Origin of the sequence: uncultured Aquimarina sp. (assembly GCF_947495315.1) — a bacterium.
In the GTDB taxonomy this organism is placed as follows: Bacteria; Bacteroidota; Bacteroidia; order Flavobacteriales; family Flavobacteriaceae; genus Aquimarina.
Genome location: NZ_CANLYD010000007.1, coordinates 261,122 through 280,722 on the forward strand (window position 1 = coordinate 261,122; position 19,601 = coordinate 280,722).

Below are 19,601 nucleotides of genomic sequence, written 5' to 3' on the forward strand. Positions count from 1 at the left end.
ATTTTTTGCAAAGATAGCTGTTTAGTTGTTAGAAATAACAACTATTCTTCACCAAACCAAACAGTACTTTGACGTTCTCTATTCACACTCAATTGAGTAACATCAGGTCTGGAGTAGTGTCCAACCGGATCAAAATTCTGGCGTTCTTGTAATACGCGATTAAAATCTAAGGTTTCTATTAGCAACCCCTCTTTATTAATTACAGGTTCTAGAATCCACTCCCCGTCAGGTCCTGCAATACATGAGCCTCCATTACCTAAAACATCAGGAGCTTTTTTCAGAATTTCATCTAAATGTGGTGTGGTTGAAGGAAAATCTTCTTTGCGCATTAAACTGGAAACTGAAATTACATAGGATCTAGATTCTCTAGCTATATAGCGAGTAATATCTTTGGTATTATAATCACTTCCTGGCCAAACAGCGACATGTAGATTTTCTCCTTGTCCATATAATGCAACTCTTGGTAATGGCATCCAGTTTTCCCAACAATTTAAGCCTCCCACTGTAAACGCTTTGAGCGAATGTACACGAAGCCCATTTCCATCTCCAGGTGCCCAGGTCAATCGTTCCTCATATGTGGGTTGTAACTTACGGTGTACTGATTTAATTTCTCCATGTTGATCTATATATACTAATGAAGCATATAAACTATGACCTCCTCTATCTAATGGTCGTTCTATAATACCTAAATAAATTGCTATTTCGTGCTCTTTTGCTAAACTACAGATTGCATCCAGATCACCTTTCTCTATTACTACAGCATTCTGAGCATAGTGTGCGTGAATTTCTTTCTGAATTGTATTATCAAATTGCGCTCCGTCTGTTAGTGAAACCCAAAATGGATAACCTGGCAACAATGTCTCACCAAATACGATAAGCTCTGCTTTTTTTGAGGCAGCTTCGATAATTGAATTTTTTATTTTTTCTATAGTGGCTTTTTTATCCAACCATACGGGTGATATCTGTGCCAATGCAACAGTAAGTAATTGATTCTTCATGAAGAATGTCTCATTTTATCGTTTTTGTATTCAGGTTTGCTGTTAGGATTCACAAAGTTTAAGGATTTAGTTAACGAATAATTAACATTTAAAAAATTGACTTTCAACTACTTAAATTAAAATATCGACGTTACGGTCAAACCCTTTGGTAACGTTAAGTTAACATTAGAGTAGCTACAAAAATTTAATTATTCGCACTTCAATAATATCAAGACTTGAGAATTTAACATCAAAAAAATCAATCCACCTTCATACTCCTAAAGTAAACTTATAAAAAGTATATATTATTCAAAGTTCAATTTATGTTAAAACGTTCTCTTTTTTACACAATGGTAAACTTAGGAACACATTCTAATAAAATTCAAACTAAAAAAAATCTACCTATCACATCTACATTTGTCGTATAAAATTTAAACAAACAATATTTTATAACTCAAATCAAAAACACAAAAAATGAAAAAGTTAATTGTATTATTAGTAGTAGTTTTAGCATCAACTCAGGTTTTTGCAAATGACAAAAACGCGGAAGAAACAAACAAGGAAAAATTAAGAAGTGAAATAGCTCTTTTATTAGAAAAGCCACAGATCAAATTAGAACGTAACGAAATTAACGCTAGTATAGAGTTTATCTTAAATGCTAAGGGTGAAATTGTAATCTTAAACGTTGATTCAGAAAAAGAAGCAATAGAAGATTATGTAAAAACCAGATTAAACTACAAAAAAGTAGATTCTGATATCACGAGAACAGGAAACAAAGTATTCAGATTAAGATTAAAAGTATTGAATCCTGAAGCTTAAACTTCTTTAGTAAAATCTATAATTTAAAAGAGCGCTTTTAATAAAAAGCGCTCTTTCTTTTTTTATTCGTATTGTAGCTTATTTCTTTACATATTTATTCCCGTTTGTTATAGCGCAAGGTTGAAATCCATAAGTAGCATCAGGAGCAATCAATTGCCAAAAAACAGTATCTCCCGAATTTAAGTTTTGATCTGCAAAAGATGCTCCTATTGATCCCGAAGTATTTGGATTTGCCCTTCCATTAATAGAATAAAACCAGAAAACATAATCTGCGCCAGGATTAGTTGTTAGATCATAACAAGAATTGCTAAGATCGGCAGTTAATTCATATACGGATAATGGTGTAAATGATTTTACATATAAGTCGCCATCAATCGTAACTGTAGTATAAGGCATCACAGGAGATGAAAAATACTGTTTATTTACTTCATCCATTACCTCCTTAATTGTTGGGTTTTGATTGCTTAATTGCACTGTATATGCCGGAGTAGAAATGGCATAAGGACCTCCATAATTTTGATCCACAAAATCATTCCCTTTACAAGTAAAATCTACGGAGCCATTAGACCCGGAAGGAAGATTATAAACGACTGAAAATGGATATAATGCTGTTGCATTTTCGGATTGCGGATCAGTTAATACATCTTGTACCATTTTTGATCCTACATTATGTAATACATTTTGTAAAAGTCGCAAAGATCTCCTATATGATCCCAAGTGACGACTTACAGTATATCCATTGGCAGAATTATTACTTAAATGCGCTATAGTTCTTCGTAAAACTGCACGTTCTGCTTTAGTAATCCCGTGAATTCCTTCTGCTTCGGTTATAGGATCTACTAAAAAAGTTTTTAACGCATCATCATCTGATAATAGATGAGATACGTAATTTAATAAATTCGAATTTGATTTCATTTTTAAATAAGTTTTAAGGTTATAAATGATATTTAGTTAAAGAAAATAAACCTTGTATTTATCTTCTTTAATTTCCTTAAAACTACCCTAAAAAGGAAACATCTCATATAGGGGAAAATACCCCTATTTAAAATAAATACTATAACACATATAATGAAACGAATAAGAAACATTTCAGTGATTTACAGAACGATATTTAACCCGTTCTATGCATTAGAAAACTCACTATAAATGTCTCTTTTTGCGTGAAGGATTGTAGTGAAAATCCCGCAGCCTGAGCCTTTTTCTGGCGAAGTACGAGGAATTGTAACGGAAAGCCTGACCCTTGTGGTCACGCCCACATCATTATTGCGCAAAGTTTATCCTGAATTCGTACTATAATATGATAGATCTATGAATTTTACCAAAATATCCTATCCAAAATCATATTGACATCGATTAATACGATACTAAACACACCAGATACAATAATCAGTTTCAGAATATTATGTAACCAAACGTAATGTGTTCTTCCATATGATTTCCATAAAGCAATCAGAAATAAAAATAACAGTCCTAAGCATACGTAGAAATAAAGATACATAAAACCTATTTCATACCTTGTTAATAGCAGATAAATAGGAATACAAGAAGCAAATACAAGTAAACTAATTAATCTTTTAGAAGTCGTTTCTCCATATATAATAGGAATAGTTTTATAATTTTGGGCGACGTCACCTCTAAGGTTTCCTAGATCTTTAACCATTTCTCTCATCACCAACATTAAAAATAAAAAGGTAGCGTGAACAAAAACAACTTCATCAAAATTCTTATAGTAGATAAATACAGCAAAAAATGGTGTTATAGATAATGTTGAAGCAACAAAATTTCCTAAAAAAGGCATTTTTTTAAGTTTATGGGAATAGAACCATATCCCGAAAACATATAAGGAGAAAAACATAACTGCCCTAAATGAAACATAACTAGCAAGTATTACAGAAAGAAAGTTAAGCACAAAATACCCGGTTAATTTGGTGCGTTGACTTACCAAACGATCCAGCATAGTTTTCTGAGGTCTGTTTATGAGATCTTTTTCTCGGTCGTAAAAGTTATTAATAATGTATCCAGCAGCAATTACGCCAGCAGATGCTAAAACAATTACAAACAAATTAGTATCAAAAAGAACATTTCTCAATGGTATATGAGGAGCAAGAATAAATACAGAAGTGAGGTATTGTGCGAAGACAATAACAAGAATATTATAACCTCTAACAATAGAAAATAGACTCAACAACTTTAGAAGAATGAGTTTATTTTTTCTGGAAAGCATCCTAATATGAACCTATTAAAAGTTGTAAACCACCTCTAATTTATAATCTTTAAGAGCAGATTGAGCTTTATCTAAGTCCTGAGTAAATCCTAGAATATAACCTCCTCCACCAGAACCACATAGCTTAAGATAGTAGTCATTAGTTTCGATTCCATTTTTCCATAATGCGTGGAATTGTTTAGGAATCATAGGCTTAAAATTATCCAAAACAACGTTAGATAATTGTTTGATGTTTGAGAATAACGACTTGATATCTCCTTGAAGAAAATCATCAACACATGCATCTGTATGTTTTACAAACTGGTTTTTAAGCATTGTACGGAAACCTTCTTGTTTCATGTTTTCCATAAAGATACTGACCATAGGAGCAGTTTCTCCAACGATTCCGCTGTCCAATAAAAACACAGCTCCCTTTTTATTGTCTACACTTTGTGAAGGAATTCCTGCTGGCTCTATATTATCTTTAGAATTGATAAGGATCGGAAGGCTCAAATAACTATTTAAAGGATCTAAACCTGAGCTACTACCATGGAAAAATGATTCCATTAATCCAAAAACCTCTTTAAGTTTCAGTAGTTTATCACGAGTAAGATTTTCTAAAACCGTAATTTTATCATCTGCATACTTATCATAAATCGCCGCTACCAGTGCTCCACTACTACCTACTCCATATCCTTGAGGGATGCTACTATCGAAATACATTCCAGATCCAACATCTTCTTTCAATCTTTGTAAATCGAATTGCACAACACCTTTATTCTGAATTTTCTCTAAGTAGTTCGCGAAATCACGTAAACTTTTGTTGGATTTAATAGCTTGTTCATCTGGATTATCAGTCACCTTTAAAGCTCCTTTGAAGAAATTGTAAGGAATAGAAAGTCCTTTAGAATCTTTAATTATTCCGTATTCGCCAAATAAAAGTATTTTCGAGTAAAATAGTGGTCCCTTCATCAGTTTGCTATCATTATATCCAATTTGTCTAACTAATTAGGATAAAGTTACAACAATTTAGCACCTAATCCTATTTTGTCGCAAATATACTGCCCTTTCTGACAATATACAACTAACTCACTCTTAATGAAATCCATTACTCCATCTTTCTCGGAATCCGGATACAATATGTGTACATTTGCTCCAGCATCTAGCGTAAAACAGATCTTAGATCCTGTTTCTTTTCTATATTCCCAAATTTTGTTAATTACGGACAATGTATTTGGTTTCATTAATACAAAATAGGGTAGAGAAGTCATCATCATCGCATGCAATGTTAATGCTTCGCTTTCGACCACTTCAATAAACCCATCTAAATCTCCTGACATCAAAATATCTTTTAGTCTTATGATGTTTTCATTTGCCTGCTTAAATCTTTCTGACGAAAAAGGATGACCGTGCATCAAATCGTGACCAACAGAACTACTTACTTGTTTCTCGCCTTTATCTACAAGAAGAATGGTATCCTGATAATTAGTAAAGTTTGGATGAACATCATATGGGAATTTAATTGCATAAGCATCGCTACTTTCTGCAACTTCTTTATGCTTCCCCCATACGGTTATAGGTCCTTCTATACTCCTACTAGCACTTCCTGATCCTAATCTAGACAAAAAAGAGGTTTTTTGTATATATTCCTCTTCAGTTATCGTCGGATTTATTTGTTTATCTAATTGCATTAAACAATATGCTAAAGCACTCATACCACTTGCAGAAGATGCAATACCACTACTATGTGGAAAAGTATTACTTGTATCTATAATAAACTTATAATGCTTCAGAAAAGGAATATATTCCGAAATTCTTTGAAAAAAACTTTGGATTTTTGGCTTGAAATCCGGTTTTGGCTCACCTTCAAAAAACAATTCAAACTGAAAATCTTCAGAAGCATTCTCTAACTTTTCATACTGCAATGTTGTTTCTGTTTTACAAATATCTAGCGTAAAACTTATCGAGGGGTTTTCCGGTAATTGTACTGGTCGCTTTCCCCAATATTTGACTAAAGCTATATTACTAGGTGATGAACAAGAAATAGATCCTTTATCCGGTTTTACTGAAGATATTTTAGAGACAAATTGGCTATAATCACCCATAATGCAAAATTATTTTGGCAAAGATAAGCTGTTAAGTGGTTTTAAGAGTAAGCTAGTAAAAATAAATTGCTATTTTAGTATTTAACTAACTAATCCTAATGAAAAAAAAGTTACTACGTATAGGTATTGCTGTGTTATTATGCCTGTTAATAGGGTTTTTAGGCAATATTGCTACTCAAACATCCATTAGTACCTGGTATGTAGCTTTAGAGAAACCATCTTTTACTCCTCCTAATTGGCTTTTTGCTCCTGTATGGACGGTCCTTTATATTTTGATGGGAATTGCTGCAGGAATTGTTTGGAGTAAAGGTTTTTATCATAAATGGGTAAAAACTGCGTTATATCATTTTGGGTTTCAACTTTTACTCAATGCTGCGTGGTCCATTTTTTTCTTTGGAATGCGTAATCCATTGATTGCACTTGTGGATATACTTGCCCTGTTTATCCTATTATTGTTTACAATCAAGTGGTTTAAAGTTGTAAACTCTACAGCCGCTTACCTACTTATCCCTTACTTGATTTGGGTTGCTTTTGCAACTGCATTAAATTTTAGTATATGGCAACTTAACTAAACCAAGAATGAAGGAATAAAATTTTTATGAACAAAAAGTCAATCGTCTTACAGACAACTTTAGAATTAATTACAAAACAAGGAATACAGGCAACTTCTCTTTCGCAAATTATTAAAGAATCTGGTGTTGCTAATGGAACTGTATATCATCATTTTAAGAATAAAGAAGAAATTATAACAGAACTTTATTTAATGCTTACTCAAGATTTTGGAACCGTGGTTATGCGTAATATCCCTGAAGATGATATTAAAAAGCAGTTTTCAATCATGTGGCTTAATCTGTTTCATTATTTCGTGAATAACCCTCTTGCTTTTGTGTTTTCTGAACAAATAGCGAGATCACCAGAGATTCCTCAATCCTTAAAAGATAAGGCAAGACAATATTATGGTGAAATCGAAAACTTTTTTAAAACAGGTATTCGCCAAAAAGTTTTTAAATCATACAACTCCATGGTTATGGAAGAACTATTTTTTGGAAACGTAGTGTCTCTTGTAAAAATCCACGAAAATGAAAAGGTAAAACTGCTAGATAAGCACATCAATCAAGCCATAGAAATATCCTGGAAAGGATTCTTAAGAGATTAAATATTCCGTTAGTCTTTAAAATTTAATGTAATCTATCCTGCCAAATAATTATTTGGCAGGATAGATTGATTGTTGGTTTTAAAAAAATTTATAATCTGGATAGCAGCTTAGTTGAACACCACATTAATGCACGAATCTTTATACAAATCCTTAACCGCTGCTTGTATAGCAAGTTTAGAATCTTTTGTCTTACCAATAGATTTTCCTTTGTAATATATACCACCATTTCCTTTCCAGGTAAACTCTTCACTATGAGATTTTATAAGCCTAACTCCATCTTTCCTAGTAATCTGAAAAGACTCTAATTTCTGATCATACTCTAATCCGGCCGGAAAATACACCTCAGTAACAAACTTAGTATCTCCATTTCCATACATATAACAAACACATTCTCCGATATCTTTAGCTTCAGAAACTCTTACCATATTGTTTTGCACGATCCGCCATCTATCATTAACCTGAATTCCAACAATATCCATCAACATGGTTCCTTTTTCAGCTAGTTTTTTATTAATGAATGATTCAAAACTAACCACAGCCGAAATAATTCCTGCATTTTCTTTCTGACTCTGAAAAACAATTTTATCCAAGGTTAGTTTAAAACTATAATTATCATCATTTATAATATCATCTAATTGTGAAGAAATATTTTTCTTATCATAATTTTTTCTAACTAAAGCACCTGATAAATTAACATAAACGGTATTACCGCTATATTTTTCATCAAATAAGTACAAAACATCGTTTTTTTTAGCCCCTCTTTCCAGATCGTTAATCCTATTAATATAATCCATCAATAGCTTTTTTATAGGCTCATTATCGCTGGCCTGAGCAACAAAGGTGCTATTGCAAATGAAAATAATAATAAGTGCTAGTGTAATTTTTTTCATAGTTAATAAGGTAATGGTTAAACCTTTTTAAGATACAAAATTTTACACAGATTTCCGAGAAGTATTAAAACAACTTAGTTTTTTAAAAAACTTAATTCTAACAATTTACTCAATGTCCTGAGATTTCTAGTGGTTGTTTGACACTTTAATTTTTTCTCAAAAAAGCTGTTATGTAATTTTGTTTTTCCATAACCAATAGCTGCAAATAGGTAAATTACACTTTTAGTAATTATGAATTCTTCAGGATCAAAAGATACCTTAGAAAGTTCTTCTACTGCTATAGGATCCGGCTGATCACATAAAAGCATGAAGTACATTTTTTTATCATCAATCTGACCACTTTCCAGTCTTTTTGTATAAGGGTTTTTCTGAAAAATTTCATTTAGAGTATCGTGAGTAATTATCAATACAGGCACATCAAAATCAAAACGTTTCTTGATGGCAATCTGAATTTTAGTCTCTAAAGCATCTATATCTCCTGAAGCATCCCTAAAAACAACATTCCCACTTTGGATATACGTTACCACAGCGCTAAATCCTAACTTTTCCAGCATCTCTTTAAGATCTGCCATTTTTATCTTTTTATGGCCACCCACATTGATCCCACGAAGTAAAGCGATATATGTATTCATTTATTTTAATGTAATAGCCTGAGCAGCAATATAACCACCTGTCCATGCATTCTGAAAATTAAACCCTCCTGTTATAGCATCTATATTTAATACCTCTCCTGCAAAATACAAATTCTTATGTTTCTTACTTTCAAAAGTTTTAAAGTTTATCTCTTTCAGATCAATTCCTCCTGCTGTAACGAATTCTTCCTTAAATGTACTTTTACCGTTTACCTTAAAAACACCTTTAGTCAGTTCTTCTGAAAGTTTGCTGAGTTGGGATTTATTGGTATCTGCCCATCGAGTTGTACTCTCAATATCAGAAGCAGCAACTAAACTTTGCCAAAGTCTTTTGGGTAGTTCAAACTGAGCATATTTAGACACTTGTTGTTTTGGGTTTTTATTTTTTAGTACTTTGAGCGTATTCAATGCTTCTTCTTGAGAATAATCCTGTATCCAATTAACAATGATTTCAAAATTATATTGATAGGAATTTAATTCTATTGCTCCCCAAGCAGAAAGTTTAAGAATCGCTGGACCACTCATCCCCCAATGAGTAATAAGCAACGGACCATCACTGGATAATTTAGAATTCTTTACTTGAACGGAAGCATTAGTTGCTATTCCTGGCAGACCTTTGATTCTATTATCTTTTATATTAAAGGTAAACAATGATGGAACCGCATCGATGGTTTGATGATCCAAGGAATTAAGTTTTGTCCAAATTTTAGGATTACTCCCTGTAGCGATCATCAGTTTTACTGTTTCAAAATTTCCTTGACTAGTAACTACTTTCCAGGTTTCCTTTTCTTGATAAAAATCTTTTACTGAATGATTCGTCAGAACCTCGATACCTAATCGTTTGGTTTCCGACAAAAAACAATCTATAATCGTCTGTGATGAATCAGAAACCGGAAAAATCCTGCCATCATCCTCTATTTTCAATTCCACACCACGATTATCGAACCATTCCATTGTATCCCCTGTCATAAAAGTATGAAAAGGTCCTTTTAGCTCTTTCTCGCCTCTTGGGTAATTCTTGCTTAAAGCATCAGGAATAAACTCTGCATGCGTCACATTGCATCGTCCTCCTCCAGAAATCCGCACTTTGGATAGCACTTCTTTTCCTCTTTCGAGAATAGCTATTTTTAGACTTGGATCATTTTCTGCTACATTAATCGCAGTAAAAAATCCAGCTGCTCCACCACCAATTATTAAGAGATCATACTGCATTAAGCAAAATTAGGGAAATCTGTTATGATACCATCAATCTTCCAGGTTTTTGATGATTCTATCTGGGATGGATTATTTACAGTCCAGGTATACACCTTAAAACCTTTGTTTTTTGCCAAAACAACTTCTTTCTTTGTTAATGAATATATTGGCGGATGTACAGAAAATGCTTCCAATGTCTCGGCTACTTTTAATATAGAAGGGATATTTTTTTCCGTTAGCACTCCTAATTTAAATGCAGAAGTTCTAGATTTTATTTGAAATAACTGAGAGTGATCAAAACTAGATAAGATGAAATGATCATAATCCCATTTTGAATCTTTGATTTGTTTTTCTAAAAGCTCTACAACGGGAACAGCGGTACCGATTCCTTTTAGTTCTATATTAAGAGTACATTTAGCATTCACAAAATCCAAGACTTCATCCAGAGTTGGAATCCTATATCCTTCTCTAGTTCTATATTTTTTTAATTCTTGTAAAGTAAATTCCGAAACCTTTCCTTTACTATTGGTTGTTCTTTGCAATGTTTCATCATGGATAACTATTAGTTCTCCCGATTTACATTTATGAACGTCTATTTCTATTCCGTCTACATTATACTTCAAAGCCTCGGCTATAGATTTTAAGGTGTTTTCGGCAACCAATCCAGCTGCTCCACGATGTCCAAATATTTTCATTAATATACTATTGATTAAATCATACTTTCAGTAAACATTTACTTACCATTAATTATTTTCTTGCCATTAGTTATGATATCCGAAAGAATTACTTGTGTTGATGGATTACCGTGTTTTGCTAATTTATCAATCACCTCCTGCAAATGCTCACTATCTCTTACTGTAATCTTCATAATCAAGCAATTTTCTCCGGTAACCCTGCTGCAATGTTCCACCTCCTCAAAGCTATCAATAATACTTATAAAATTGTGAAAATTTTTGCTCTCTAAACTCATCAGAATATATGCGGATACAGAAAAACCTATCTTTTTGGTATCTATTAGTGTTGCATACTCTGTAATAACTCCTGTATTTTCTAATCGCTGTATTCGTTCACCGACAGCAGAAGCTGATAATCCGATCTGTCGTCCGATCTGAGCATATGAAGCTCTCGAATTATTTTTCAAAAACAGAAGTATTTTACTATCTAATTCATCTTTTATCACAATTCATTGTTTTAATACCAAAAAAAGCTCGATTCAAAGGAAACAACAATATAAATCGATTGAATCACCCTTCTTTTCTTGAGAGCATAAAGTTAAATTTACATTTCAAATTATAATAATATCTCATCTAATTATTTTTATTAAAAAAGAAAAAATGTTTGGAATCATAAATTTTGAAGCTTTTGTACTAGCAGGAATTCTGCTAAACCTAACTCCAGGGGCAGACACAATGTATATCTTAGGAAGAAGTATTTCTCAAGGAAAAAAATCAGGGGTTTTATCCGCATTAGGTATATCAACCGGCGCCTTAATCCATTGTTTATTTGCCGCCTTGGGGTTATCTATTTTATTAGCAAAATCCGCAATAGCATTTAATATTATAAAATACGCTGGGGCTATATATTTACTATATTTAGGCATCCAACTTTTACGATCTAAAAGCCAAAATAATCTCGAAATAGAAGAGCGTAAAACGTATAGGATAAATTATAGAAAAGTTTATTTATCGGGAATATTAACTAATGTATTGAATCCAAAAGTAGCATTATTTTTCCTTGCTTTTTTACCTCAATTTATAAACCCCGACTTTGCAGAAAATTATACTCCTTTCCTTATATTAGGTTTTACATTCGTAACTACCGGAACCCTTTGGTGTTTATTTCTTTCCTTTTTTGCGGCAAAATTATCTAACAGTATAAGACGTAATTACAAAATAAAACTATGGTTAGATAAATTCACGGGTAGTGTATTTATCATTTTAGGAATCAAATTAGCTTTTACAAAGCAGTAAATAAAAACGCAAAGTTATGAATATACTTGAGCAAATGCGCCTAGAGCTATCAGAAAAGAAACTTTTTGACCAAGCCCGTAATTTTGCATTTAATTATATTGATGGGATTGAGGATATGGATGTTTTTCCATCAGAAGAAAACATAAAAAAATTAGACTTATTTGACGAACCACTTAAAGAAGAATCCTGCTCAGCCACAGAAATTATTAACCAATTACATAATTTTGGTTCTTCTGGAACTATTGCCCAAACCGGAGGCAGATATTTTGGTTTTGTAAATGGAGGTGCAGTCCCAGTATCATTAGGTGTAAAATGGTTGTCTGATGTTTGGGATCAATGCGGAGGACTATATCTTACTTCTCCTATTAATGCAAAATTAGAACAAATCTGTGAACAATGGCTTAAAACCATTTTTAAATTACCAAAAGAAACGGTCGCAGGCTTTGTTAGTGGAACATCTATGGCAAATCTATCTGGGCTTGCCGCTGCTAGATTTAGGTTGCTCAAGAATTTAGGATGGGATATCAATTTAAAAGGATTAAATGGTTCTCCAAAAATTAAAATTATTGCACACGAACAGATCCACGCAAGTATTAAGAAGACATTAGCGATGCTAGGTTTTGGCAGCGAAAGTATCACCTGGATTCCATCTGACAACCAAGGAAGATTTAATACAGAAGCATTACCTGAATTAGATGATCATTCTCTTATAATTTTACAAGCCGGAAATGCTAACACAGGATCTTTTGATCATTTCAATACCATATGCGACATTGCTAATAAAGCCGGTTCCTGGGTGCATATCGATGGTGCCTTTGGACTTTGGGCCGCTGCTTCAAAATCACTTTCTTATCTCACAAATGGAATTGAAAAGGCTTCATCTTGGGCGGTTGATGGTCATAAAACATTAAATACACCTTATGATTCTGGGGTAATATTATGTAAAGATTCTGAAGCGCTTCTATCCGCTCTGCAAGCTACAGGAGAATATATTATCTATAGTGAACAACGAGATCCACTATTGTACACTCCAGAATTATCAAAACGCTCCAGAGGTATTGAACTATGGGCAACAATTAAGTATCTTGGAAAAACAGGAATTGATACTATGGTTACTACATTCCATATAAGAGCAAAACAACTCGAAAAAGGATTACAAACCAACGGTTTTAAAATACTTAATGATGTTGTTTTCAATCAGGTATTAGTAGCTTGTAAAAATGATCAACAAACAAATTTGGTTTTAAGCTTTATACAAACATCTGGTCAATGTTGGTGCGGAGGATCTACTTGGCAAGGAAAAGCAGTAATCCGTATTAGTATCTGCTCTTGGATGACAAGTGAGAAAGACATCGAACAAACCATCGAAGTATTTGCTAAAGCCAAAAACCTATCCGAGCACAGACCTGCGGTTTAAAAAATCCATTAGTAAACCAATCATTTTCAGAACTAAAAAGCGTATCCGATCGTAAATGACAATATAGGCAACACAACATTATCTGTACGAGTTTGTCCATACCCTATACCTCCTTCAAAACCTAAATGAAGCCAATCGAAATATGTTCGCTGTATTCCATATGCTAATCCAATCACAGACAGATCACTTTCGTCTGTAAAAAGGTCTTCCTCATTACCTTCCAGATTCTCAAGAAAACTCTCTGTAAAATAATAAGTTCCTTTTAGAGCTATAAAATTACCACTGTTTTTAGAAATATTTTTACCTTTTTCTTGTCTTTGTTTCAGATTGTAATAGTATCGGTATTGTCCATCAATTATCGGAAGAATCGCAAAATTAGTCTCTACGTTTCCATTAAAATCCTCACTAGATCCAATACCCCATAAAAAACCTGCATTTAATAATATTGTAGAGCTTTTAGTAACCCCAAATTCAACTTCTGCTCCTGGAGCTAAAAAATTTATTCGAAATTGTACTGGTTCTACCTTTGCCATATCCTGAGCAAAAGATGAATATACAAACAGACTACACACTAAAATAAAAATTACTTTTTTCATTGGTTTGATTTTTTGAAGCCGCAAATATCCATAAAAAAACGTCTTAGAAAAACTAAGACGTTATTATTTTAAAAATTCAGTCTTATTTAAAAGCGGCAATTCCTGTAATATCCATTCCTGTAATCAATAAATGAATATCATGGGTTCCTTCATAAGTAATTACACTTTCTAGATTCATCATATGCCTCATAATACTATACTCTCCAGTAATTCCCATTCCTCCTAGAATTTGTCTAGCTTCTCTGGCAATTTTTATCGCCATATCTACATTATTACGTTTTGCCATAGAGATTTGTGCTGTAGTAGCCTTTCCTTCTTCTCTCAAAACTCCTAATCGCCAAGCAAGTAATTGTGCTTTGGTAATCTCGGTAATCATTTCTGCTAACTTCTTTTGCTGAAGTTGTGTTCCTCCAATGGGTTTATCAAACTGAATTCGTTCTTTAGAATAGCGTAAAGCTGTATCATAACAATCCATTGCTGCTCCAATTGCACCCCAGGCGATTCCAAAACGAGCAGAATCCAAACAACCTAAAGGAGCTCCCAATCCACTTTTCCCTGGTAAAAGATTTTCTTTAGGTACTTTTACATTATCAAAAATAAGCTCTCCTGTTGCCGAAGCACGGAGTGACCATTTATTATGAGTCTCCGGTGTGGAGAATCCTTCCATACCTCGTTCTACAACAAGTCCATGAATTCTTCCTTCTTCATTTTTTGCCCAAACCACTGCTATATCAGCAAAAGGGGCATTGGATATCCATAACTTAGCGCCGTTAAGCAAATAGTGATCTCCTTTATCTTTAAAATTGGTAGTCATTCCACCAGGGTTTGATCCATGATCAGGTTCAGTTAACCCAAAACATCCCATAAACTCTCCTGATGCTAGCTTAGGAAGGTATTTATTTCGTTGTTCTTCTGTACCGTATTTCCAGATTGGATACATAACCAACGAAGATTGTACTGAAGCCGTAGAACGAACCCCAGAATCTCCCCTTTCTATTTCCTGCATAATCAATCCATAGCTAATCTGATCTAATCCAGCTCCACCGTACTTTTCTGGAATATAAGGACCAAAAGCTCCTATCTCTGCTAAACCTTTAATAATTTGATTTGGAAACTCTGCGCGTTGGGCATATTCTTCAATAATAGGAGACACATCTCGTTTTACCCAACTGCGAGCAGCATCGCGAACTAACTTATGCTCATCTGTTAAGAGTTCATCTAAATTATAATAATCTGGTGCTTCAAAAAGATCGGGCTTCATTATATTTTCTATTTATGTTTTATACTATTTTCAAAATTATGGTGATTAAACCGCTAACAAATGTAATTAATGAAAAAAGAGCAACCAATTTTTTTTGACTTCTTAAAATATTATACAAAACATTGAGGATCTCTAATCCTTGGAATATTTGATGGTAATGCCACTCATAACAGAAATATATTAGACTTAAATTTATAGAAACTTGTGGACAAATTCCGCATTTGGAAATTGATTTCTACACATTTTAGATACTCTTAACATTATTAATATTTTATTTAAAAACCTGATTTAAAGCTATTTAATCCGTTTTGCTTCATTGAAAACCGTCTGGCACAATTATTCCTTTTAATTAAACAACGAAATAAAGAATAATTAAAACCTAAGAACAAAATGAAAAATTTATTTGTATTACCAGTAGTAGCTTTTGGACTTTTATTAGGAACACAAAGTATCAATGCACAAGAATTGTCTTCTGATGAAACAGTAGAAGTTACTGCTCAGGAAAAATATATTGAATTAGCTGTTGAAAACTTACCACAACCAGTGCTTGACGCTGTAGCAAAAGATTTTGCTGGAGCAACTATTAGTAAAGCTGCTGCCAAGGAAGATGCTTCTGAGTTTAAGTTAGAACTTACTAAAGAAGATGGAGAAACAGTAGAAGTGCATTGTGACGCTGAAGGTAATTGGGTTGCTAAAGACTAATTACTGCAAAAATCTTAAGAGTGTTAATTTATAGAAATATAAATTAAACTTCGTAGAGTGATTGAATTTGGAGAAAAGGAGCGTTATAGTATAATGCTCCTTTTTTTATATATTCATCTTACATCTTAAGGTAAAACTCCTTTGTCAATTCGATATACTCTTTCGTATATTGATGCCTGGTTTTTTCTATAATCAATTCTTCTGATTCAAAATCGGATTGATCAAATCCGAATAATAACATACTTCTTTTAATTTCTGAAGAAGGATTTCCCTTAACTCTGGTAATTTTTTGAGGATATAATCCTACTCTTTTTGCGATATCTATAGCATTATTTTCTTCTTTATAAGGGAGTATAACCGCAAATCTTCCATTTTCTGATAGTAAATGAGAGGCTCCTACAAAAAGGTGTTCAAAAGGTAACGAATCTTCAAACCTAGCTGTATCACGACTTGCATCAGCTGTTTTGTAATCATCTGTATAAAACGGAGGATTACTAATTAGTAAGTCATATTCGTCATCTATCTCCTGGAAAAATTCCTGAAAAGAAGCGTGGTAGCAAAACAATCGATCTCCCCAATCCGAGGCTTCAAAATTTTCTACTGCTTGCTCATACGCATCATCATCAATTTCTATAGCATCTATGGTATCTACATAAGATCGCTGAGCCATCATCAATGCTATAACTCCTGTTCCCGTACCTATATCCAGGATTGAATTTATCTCATTAGATAACGGAACCCAAGAACCCAGTAAGACCCCATCTGTGCCTATCTTCATAGCACAGCGATCCTGGTGTATTGTAAATTGCTTAAACTGGAATGGTTTCATCAAATAAATCTCAATATCAAAATAACAAATAACAATTTTTCTATCAATACGGAATCTAAGACTTTAAAAGTATGGCTGATAAGATCTTTTTCAATTCAGAGCTTTCTTGTATTAAAGGATCTATTTTGTATTTTAAATTCAAATTAAGATCTAAAATTAGCCTTAACCAGTAGTTAGATTCTTTTGCTTCTTTTCTTGAAATTTTAATTCTAAACTTAAAATCCTTATCACCCAACTTTTCGTTTGCCTCAATATAATTTGCTCCTACTGATCCTGAAGATCGAATCAATTGTTTACCATCTTCAATATTTGATATCGTTTTTGGCAAATCCATAACAAAAAACCTACAATCCCTAGCAAATAAATATGTTCTTCGTTCTAAATCATAAACCTTTTCTTTACTCATTAGACTTGTATTTGAAATTTGGGATTTAGTTTTTGGGGTTTTTATTTAAAGGTAAAGATCAATCAATCCTTCTGGAGTATTTACAAAAACTGTATTAGTCTCTCTATCCACCTTATCTATAAATTCATCATTCATCGGTATTAAAATCTCAATACCATTGCGATCAATTTCAAAAAGTGCCTGTGCCGTACTATCGTTGATATGCTTAATAATACCTACTTCTCCAAAATTACTGTCTATAATTTTAAAACCTATCACTTCGTGAAAATAGAATTTATCTCCTTCAAGTTTAGGTAAAAGATCAATGGGCAGATATATTTCTGCTTTCATTAGATCATCCGCATCTTCTTCTGAATCTACGTCTTCAAATTTCACGCGAAGCAAATCACTTTTATGGAGTGAACTTTTTTCAATAAAAAATGGAACCAAGTTTTTATTATAATTAATAAAAACCGATTCCATTTTCACATAACTTTCGGGTTCGTCAGTGTCAAGTTTTATCAACACCTCGCCCTTAAAACTAAATTTGCTTACGATTTTGCCTAGATAGAAGCAATCTTCTTTCTTCATCGTCAGTAATGCAACTATTCTTCCTCGTTGCTAGCTTCTTCTGTTGCTTCTGCTTCTGTAGCATTAGCGGCAGCTTCTTCTGCTTTAGCAGTAGCTTCTGCTTCTGCAGCATCAGCTTCACGCTTAGCATTCACTTCTTTTTCCGCAGCAAGTACTTTTGCTTTAGCATCAGCTTCTGCTTTTGCTAAAGAATCTTTCTTAGCACCAACAGCTCCTTCTTTTTCCTGAACCCAAGCATTGAATTTCTCTTCAGCTTGTTCTTCAGTCAAAGCACCTTTTCTAACTCCACCTGCAAGGTGATTTTTTAGCATTGCTCCTTTATAAGAAAGGATAGCTCTAGCTGTATCAGTAGGTTGCGCTCCATTTTGTAACCATTTTACAGCTCCATCAACATTTAAATCAACAGTTGCTGGGTTGGTATTTGGATTGTAGGTACCTATTTTTTCTAAATATCTACCATCTCTTTTTGCTCTAGCATCCGCTGCTACGATCCAGTAAAAAGGTTTTCCTTTTTTACCGTGTCTCTGTAATCTTATTTTAACAGACATATGAATTAATTTTTGGGTACTCGACCCCGATTATAATTAAGTGCGCAAATGTAATCATTTTTAGCAAATTAGCACTAAAATGATTTGCCTTTATTATCAATTTAAAATCTTTTAAGATTTATACCTAAACATAAGGTACTGATCTATAAAATCCATGAGCACAAATAAAGTGTAAAAACTTACTTTTTATAATGTAAAAGTTATTTTTTGTGTATTTCATCGATGTTTTTAATCTTTAATCGTCAAAAAATGTGTTTTTTATCGGAAAAAAATTGTTTTCTTAAGATTTTCATTATATGTTTGTACCCGAACATCTAATTATGGTTTTTCCGTAATGAGATTTTTAAAGCCCCAAGCATATGATTAAAAAAATTACCCCACTACTGGCAGTAATCTGCTTAATTTTTAATTCTTGCACAAATGATGTGGAATTTAACACACCAGGATTACAAGCTACAATCGACGGAAAATTATTTAGACCTGACATCCGAAAAGCAATTATTCATGATGATGGCACATTAGTAATTGTTGGAAACAATGGTACAGAATCAATAAATTTCACTACCTCTTCTACTGATATTGGAACCTATAGATTAGAACAACAAGCTATTAATAAAGTTAGTTTTGAAGATAATGATGTGAAGTTTATCTCAGAAGATGGAGTAAGTAATGGACAAATAGTAATTACAGAAATTTATAACAATCAAGTTTCCGGTAATTTCTATTTTGAAGACTTAAAAGGTAGTAACGGAAAATCTATGAGCTTCAAAAACGGATGGTTTTATAGACTACCTATTGAGAATTTTGTTCCTGAACCAGAAGAGGAACAGGAAGAAGAAATTATTATAAACGTTGAAGAGGAAGAAGAAGATCCTGAAATAAACCCATGTCTTTTAAATGCATCTCTTATCGCTATGATTAACGGCAACCAAATGATCACAGATGATCACGATGCAATCCCTTTTGGAGTAAACAACCCTTCTATTTTGATTAAGGCGAGTAATGAAGATGAAGAAATAACTATTGTTTTCCCGATAGATGTTACTGTAGGAACACATTCTTTGACCGGATCTGGTGAATACAGTGCTACTTATAGCTTATATAATGATAAAGCATCTGCAGTATCAGGAAGGCTTACGATAACCTATCACGATACTGAAACCAAATGCATTAGTGGTAGCTTTGAATTTACCACAACAAGCGGAATAGTTGTTTCAGAAGGATTATTTGATTACGGATATTAATCACAACTCAACTATAGTTCGAAAAGCGTTCACTAATATGATTGGTGAACGCTTTTTATTTTTGATAAACTCTAACAATATT

23 protein-coding genes are annotated in these 19,601 nt (G+C 33.1%); 7 read left to right on the top strand and 16 right to left on the bottom strand.

Going from position 1 to position 19,601, the window contains the following annotated elements; genetic code table 11:
• Positions 1–41: 41 nt before the first annotated feature.
• Positions 42–998: a carbon-nitrogen hydrolase family protein gene (locus tag Q0910_RS14780; protein ID WP_299218077.1), complete on the bottom strand. Its 957-nt coding sequence runs from the start codon at positions 996–998 to the stop codon at positions 42–44.
• Between the two features lie 453 nt (positions 999–1,451).
• Here Q0910_RS14780 and Q0910_RS14785 point away from each other — a divergent pair, with 453 nt between their 5' ends.
• The gene (locus tag Q0910_RS14785) at positions 1,452–1,796 is read left to right on the top strand and encodes a hypothetical protein (RefSeq protein WP_299218079.1); all 345 of its coding nucleotides are present in this window, start codon (positions 1,452–1,454) and stop codon (positions 1,794–1,796) included.
• Between the two features lie 78 nt (positions 1,797–1,874).
• On the opposite strand, the gene Q0910_RS14790 is transcribed toward Q0910_RS14785, so the two are convergent.
• The 4 genes from Q0910_RS14790 to Q0910_RS14805 all read right to left on the bottom strand — a co-directional run bounded on the left by Q0910_RS14790 (position 1,875) and on the right by Q0910_RS14805 (position 6,104).
• Positions 1,875–2,711: a hypothetical protein gene (locus tag Q0910_RS14790; RefSeq protein ID WP_299218081.1), complete on the bottom strand. Its 837-nt coding sequence runs from the start codon at positions 2,709–2,711 to the stop codon at positions 1,875–1,877.
• Between the two features lie 400 nt (positions 2,712–3,111).
• A complete protein-coding gene (locus tag Q0910_RS14795) occupies positions 3,112–4,020 on the bottom strand; it encodes a geranylgeranylglycerol-phosphate geranylgeranyltransferase (protein ID WP_299218083.1) in 909 nt (302 codons plus the stop codon).
• Positions 4,021–4,035: 15 nt separating this feature from the next.
• Positions 4,036–4,971 carry a mevalonate kinase gene (locus Q0910_RS14800; RefSeq protein ID WP_299218085.1) on the bottom strand — a complete coding sequence of 312 codons (936 nt, stop codon included), beginning with the start codon at positions 4,969–4,971 and terminating at the stop codon, positions 4,036–4,038.
• Positions 4,972–5,018: 47 nt separating this feature from the next.
• Entirely contained in the window at positions 5,019–6,104 is a 1,086-nt protein-coding gene (locus Q0910_RS14805; protein WP_299218087.1) for a diphosphomevalonate decarboxylase, read from the bottom strand.
• Between the two features lie 98 nt (positions 6,105–6,202).
• On the opposite strand from Q0910_RS14805, the gene Q0910_RS14810 reads away from it, so the two are divergent.
• Positions 6,203–6,676 carry a TspO/MBR family protein gene (locus tag Q0910_RS14810; RefSeq protein WP_299218089.1) on the top strand — a complete coding sequence of 158 codons (474 nt, stop codon included), beginning with the start codon at positions 6,203–6,205 and terminating at the stop codon, positions 6,674–6,676.
• Positions 6,677–6,702: 26 nt separating this feature from the next.
• Positions 6,703–7,260, top strand: a complete 558-nt coding sequence (locus Q0910_RS14815) for a TetR/AcrR family transcriptional regulator (protein ID WP_299218092.1) — start codon at positions 6,703–6,705, stop codon at positions 7,258–7,260.
• A 107-nt stretch (positions 7,261–7,367) separates the two neighbouring features.
• Here the strand turns inward: Q0910_RS14815 and Q0910_RS14820 are convergent, their stop codons facing one another.
• From Q0910_RS14820 to Q0910_RS14840, 5 genes are all read right to left on the bottom strand, one after another.
• Positions 7,368–8,150, bottom strand: coding sequence for a hypothetical protein (locus Q0910_RS14820; protein WP_299218094.1), 783 nt, complete (start codon positions 8,148–8,150; stop codon positions 7,368–7,370).
• A 74-nt stretch (positions 8,151–8,224) separates the two neighbouring features.
• The gene (locus tag Q0910_RS14825) at positions 8,225–8,782 is read right to left on the bottom strand and encodes a DUF1697 domain-containing protein (protein ID WP_299218096.1); all 558 of its coding nucleotides are present in this window, start codon (positions 8,780–8,782) and stop codon (positions 8,225–8,227) included.
• Complete coding sequence (locus tag Q0910_RS14830; protein WP_299218098.1) at positions 8,783–9,994, bottom strand: NAD(P)/FAD-dependent oxidoreductase; 1,212 nt, start codon at positions 9,992–9,994, stop codon at positions 8,783–8,785.
• On the bottom strand, positions 9,994–10,671 hold the full coding sequence (locus Q0910_RS14835) for a glycerophosphodiester phosphodiesterase family protein (RefSeq protein WP_299218100.1): 678 nt from the start codon (positions 10,669–10,671) through the stop codon (positions 9,994–9,996). The genes Q0910_RS14830 and Q0910_RS14835 overlap by 1 nt, the downstream gene beginning before the upstream one ends.
• A 38-nt stretch (positions 10,672–10,709) precedes the next feature.
• Entirely contained in the window at positions 10,710–11,156 is a 447-nt protein-coding gene (locus Q0910_RS14840; RefSeq protein ID WP_299218102.1) for an Lrp/AsnC family transcriptional regulator, read from the bottom strand.
• 154 nt (positions 11,157–11,310) lie between these two features.
• Here Q0910_RS14840 and Q0910_RS14845 point away from each other — a divergent pair, with 154 nt between their 5' ends.
• Positions 11,311–11,946, top strand: coding sequence for a LysE family translocator (locus tag Q0910_RS14845; protein ID WP_299218104.1), 636 nt, complete (start codon positions 11,311–11,313; stop codon positions 11,944–11,946).
• 16 nt (positions 11,947–11,962) lie between these two features.
• The gene (locus Q0910_RS14850) at positions 11,963–13,363 is read left to right on the top strand and encodes an aminotransferase class V-fold PLP-dependent enzyme (protein ID WP_299218106.1); all 1,401 of its coding nucleotides are present in this window, start codon (positions 11,963–11,965) and stop codon (positions 13,361–13,363) included.
• Positions 13,364–13,395: 32 nt separating this feature from the next.
• Here the strand turns inward: Q0910_RS14850 and Q0910_RS14855 are convergent, their stop codons facing one another.
• Positions 13,396–13,959, bottom strand: coding sequence for a hypothetical protein (locus tag Q0910_RS14855; protein WP_118460138.1), 564 nt, complete (start codon positions 13,957–13,959; stop codon positions 13,396–13,398).
• Positions 13,960–14,041: 82 nt separating this feature from the next.
• Entirely contained in the window at positions 14,042–15,220 is a 1,179-nt protein-coding gene (locus tag Q0910_RS14860) for an acyl-CoA dehydrogenase family protein (RefSeq protein ID WP_118460137.1), read from the bottom strand.
• A gap of 390 nt (positions 15,221–15,610) precedes the next feature.
• On the opposite strand from Q0910_RS14860, the gene Q0910_RS14865 reads away from it, so the two are divergent.
• Positions 15,611–15,922: a hypothetical protein gene (locus tag Q0910_RS14865; RefSeq protein WP_118460136.1), complete on the top strand. Its 312-nt coding sequence runs from the start codon at positions 15,611–15,613 to the stop codon at positions 15,920–15,922.
• A 118-nt stretch (positions 15,923–16,040) separates the two neighbouring features.
• On the opposite strand, the gene Q0910_RS14870 is transcribed toward Q0910_RS14865, so the two are convergent.
• The 4 genes from Q0910_RS14870 to Q0910_RS14885 are packed head-to-tail and all read right to left on the bottom strand — an operon-like array spanning position 16,041 to position 18,275.
• Positions 16,041–16,751 carry a methyltransferase gene (locus Q0910_RS14870; protein ID WP_299218109.1) on the bottom strand — a complete coding sequence of 237 codons (711 nt, stop codon included), beginning with the start codon at positions 16,749–16,751 and terminating at the stop codon, positions 16,041–16,043.
• Positions 16,752–16,806: 55 nt separating this feature from the next.
• On the bottom strand, positions 16,807–17,157 hold the full coding sequence (locus Q0910_RS14875; RefSeq protein ID WP_299218111.1) for a four helix bundle protein: 351 nt from the start codon (positions 17,155–17,157) through the stop codon (positions 16,807–16,809).
• A gap of 45 nt (positions 17,158–17,202) precedes the next feature.
• Complete coding sequence (rimM, locus tag Q0910_RS14880; protein ID WP_299218113.1) at positions 17,203–17,727, bottom strand: ribosome maturation factor RimM; 525 nt, start codon at positions 17,725–17,727, stop codon at positions 17,203–17,205.
• A gap of 14 nt (positions 17,728–17,741) precedes the next feature.
• Entirely contained in the window at positions 17,742–18,275 is a 534-nt protein-coding gene (locus Q0910_RS14885; protein ID WP_299218115.1) for a 30S ribosomal protein S16, read from the bottom strand.
• Positions 18,276–18,634: 359 nt separating this feature from the next.
• Between Q0910_RS14885 and Q0910_RS14890 the strand changes: the two genes are divergently transcribed.
• Positions 18,635–19,519 (top strand): DUF6252 family protein, encoded by an 885-nt coding sequence (locus tag Q0910_RS14890; protein ID WP_299218117.1) that lies wholly within the window; start codon positions 18,635–18,637, stop codon positions 19,517–19,519.
• Positions 19,520–19,601: the final 82 nt, after the last annotated feature.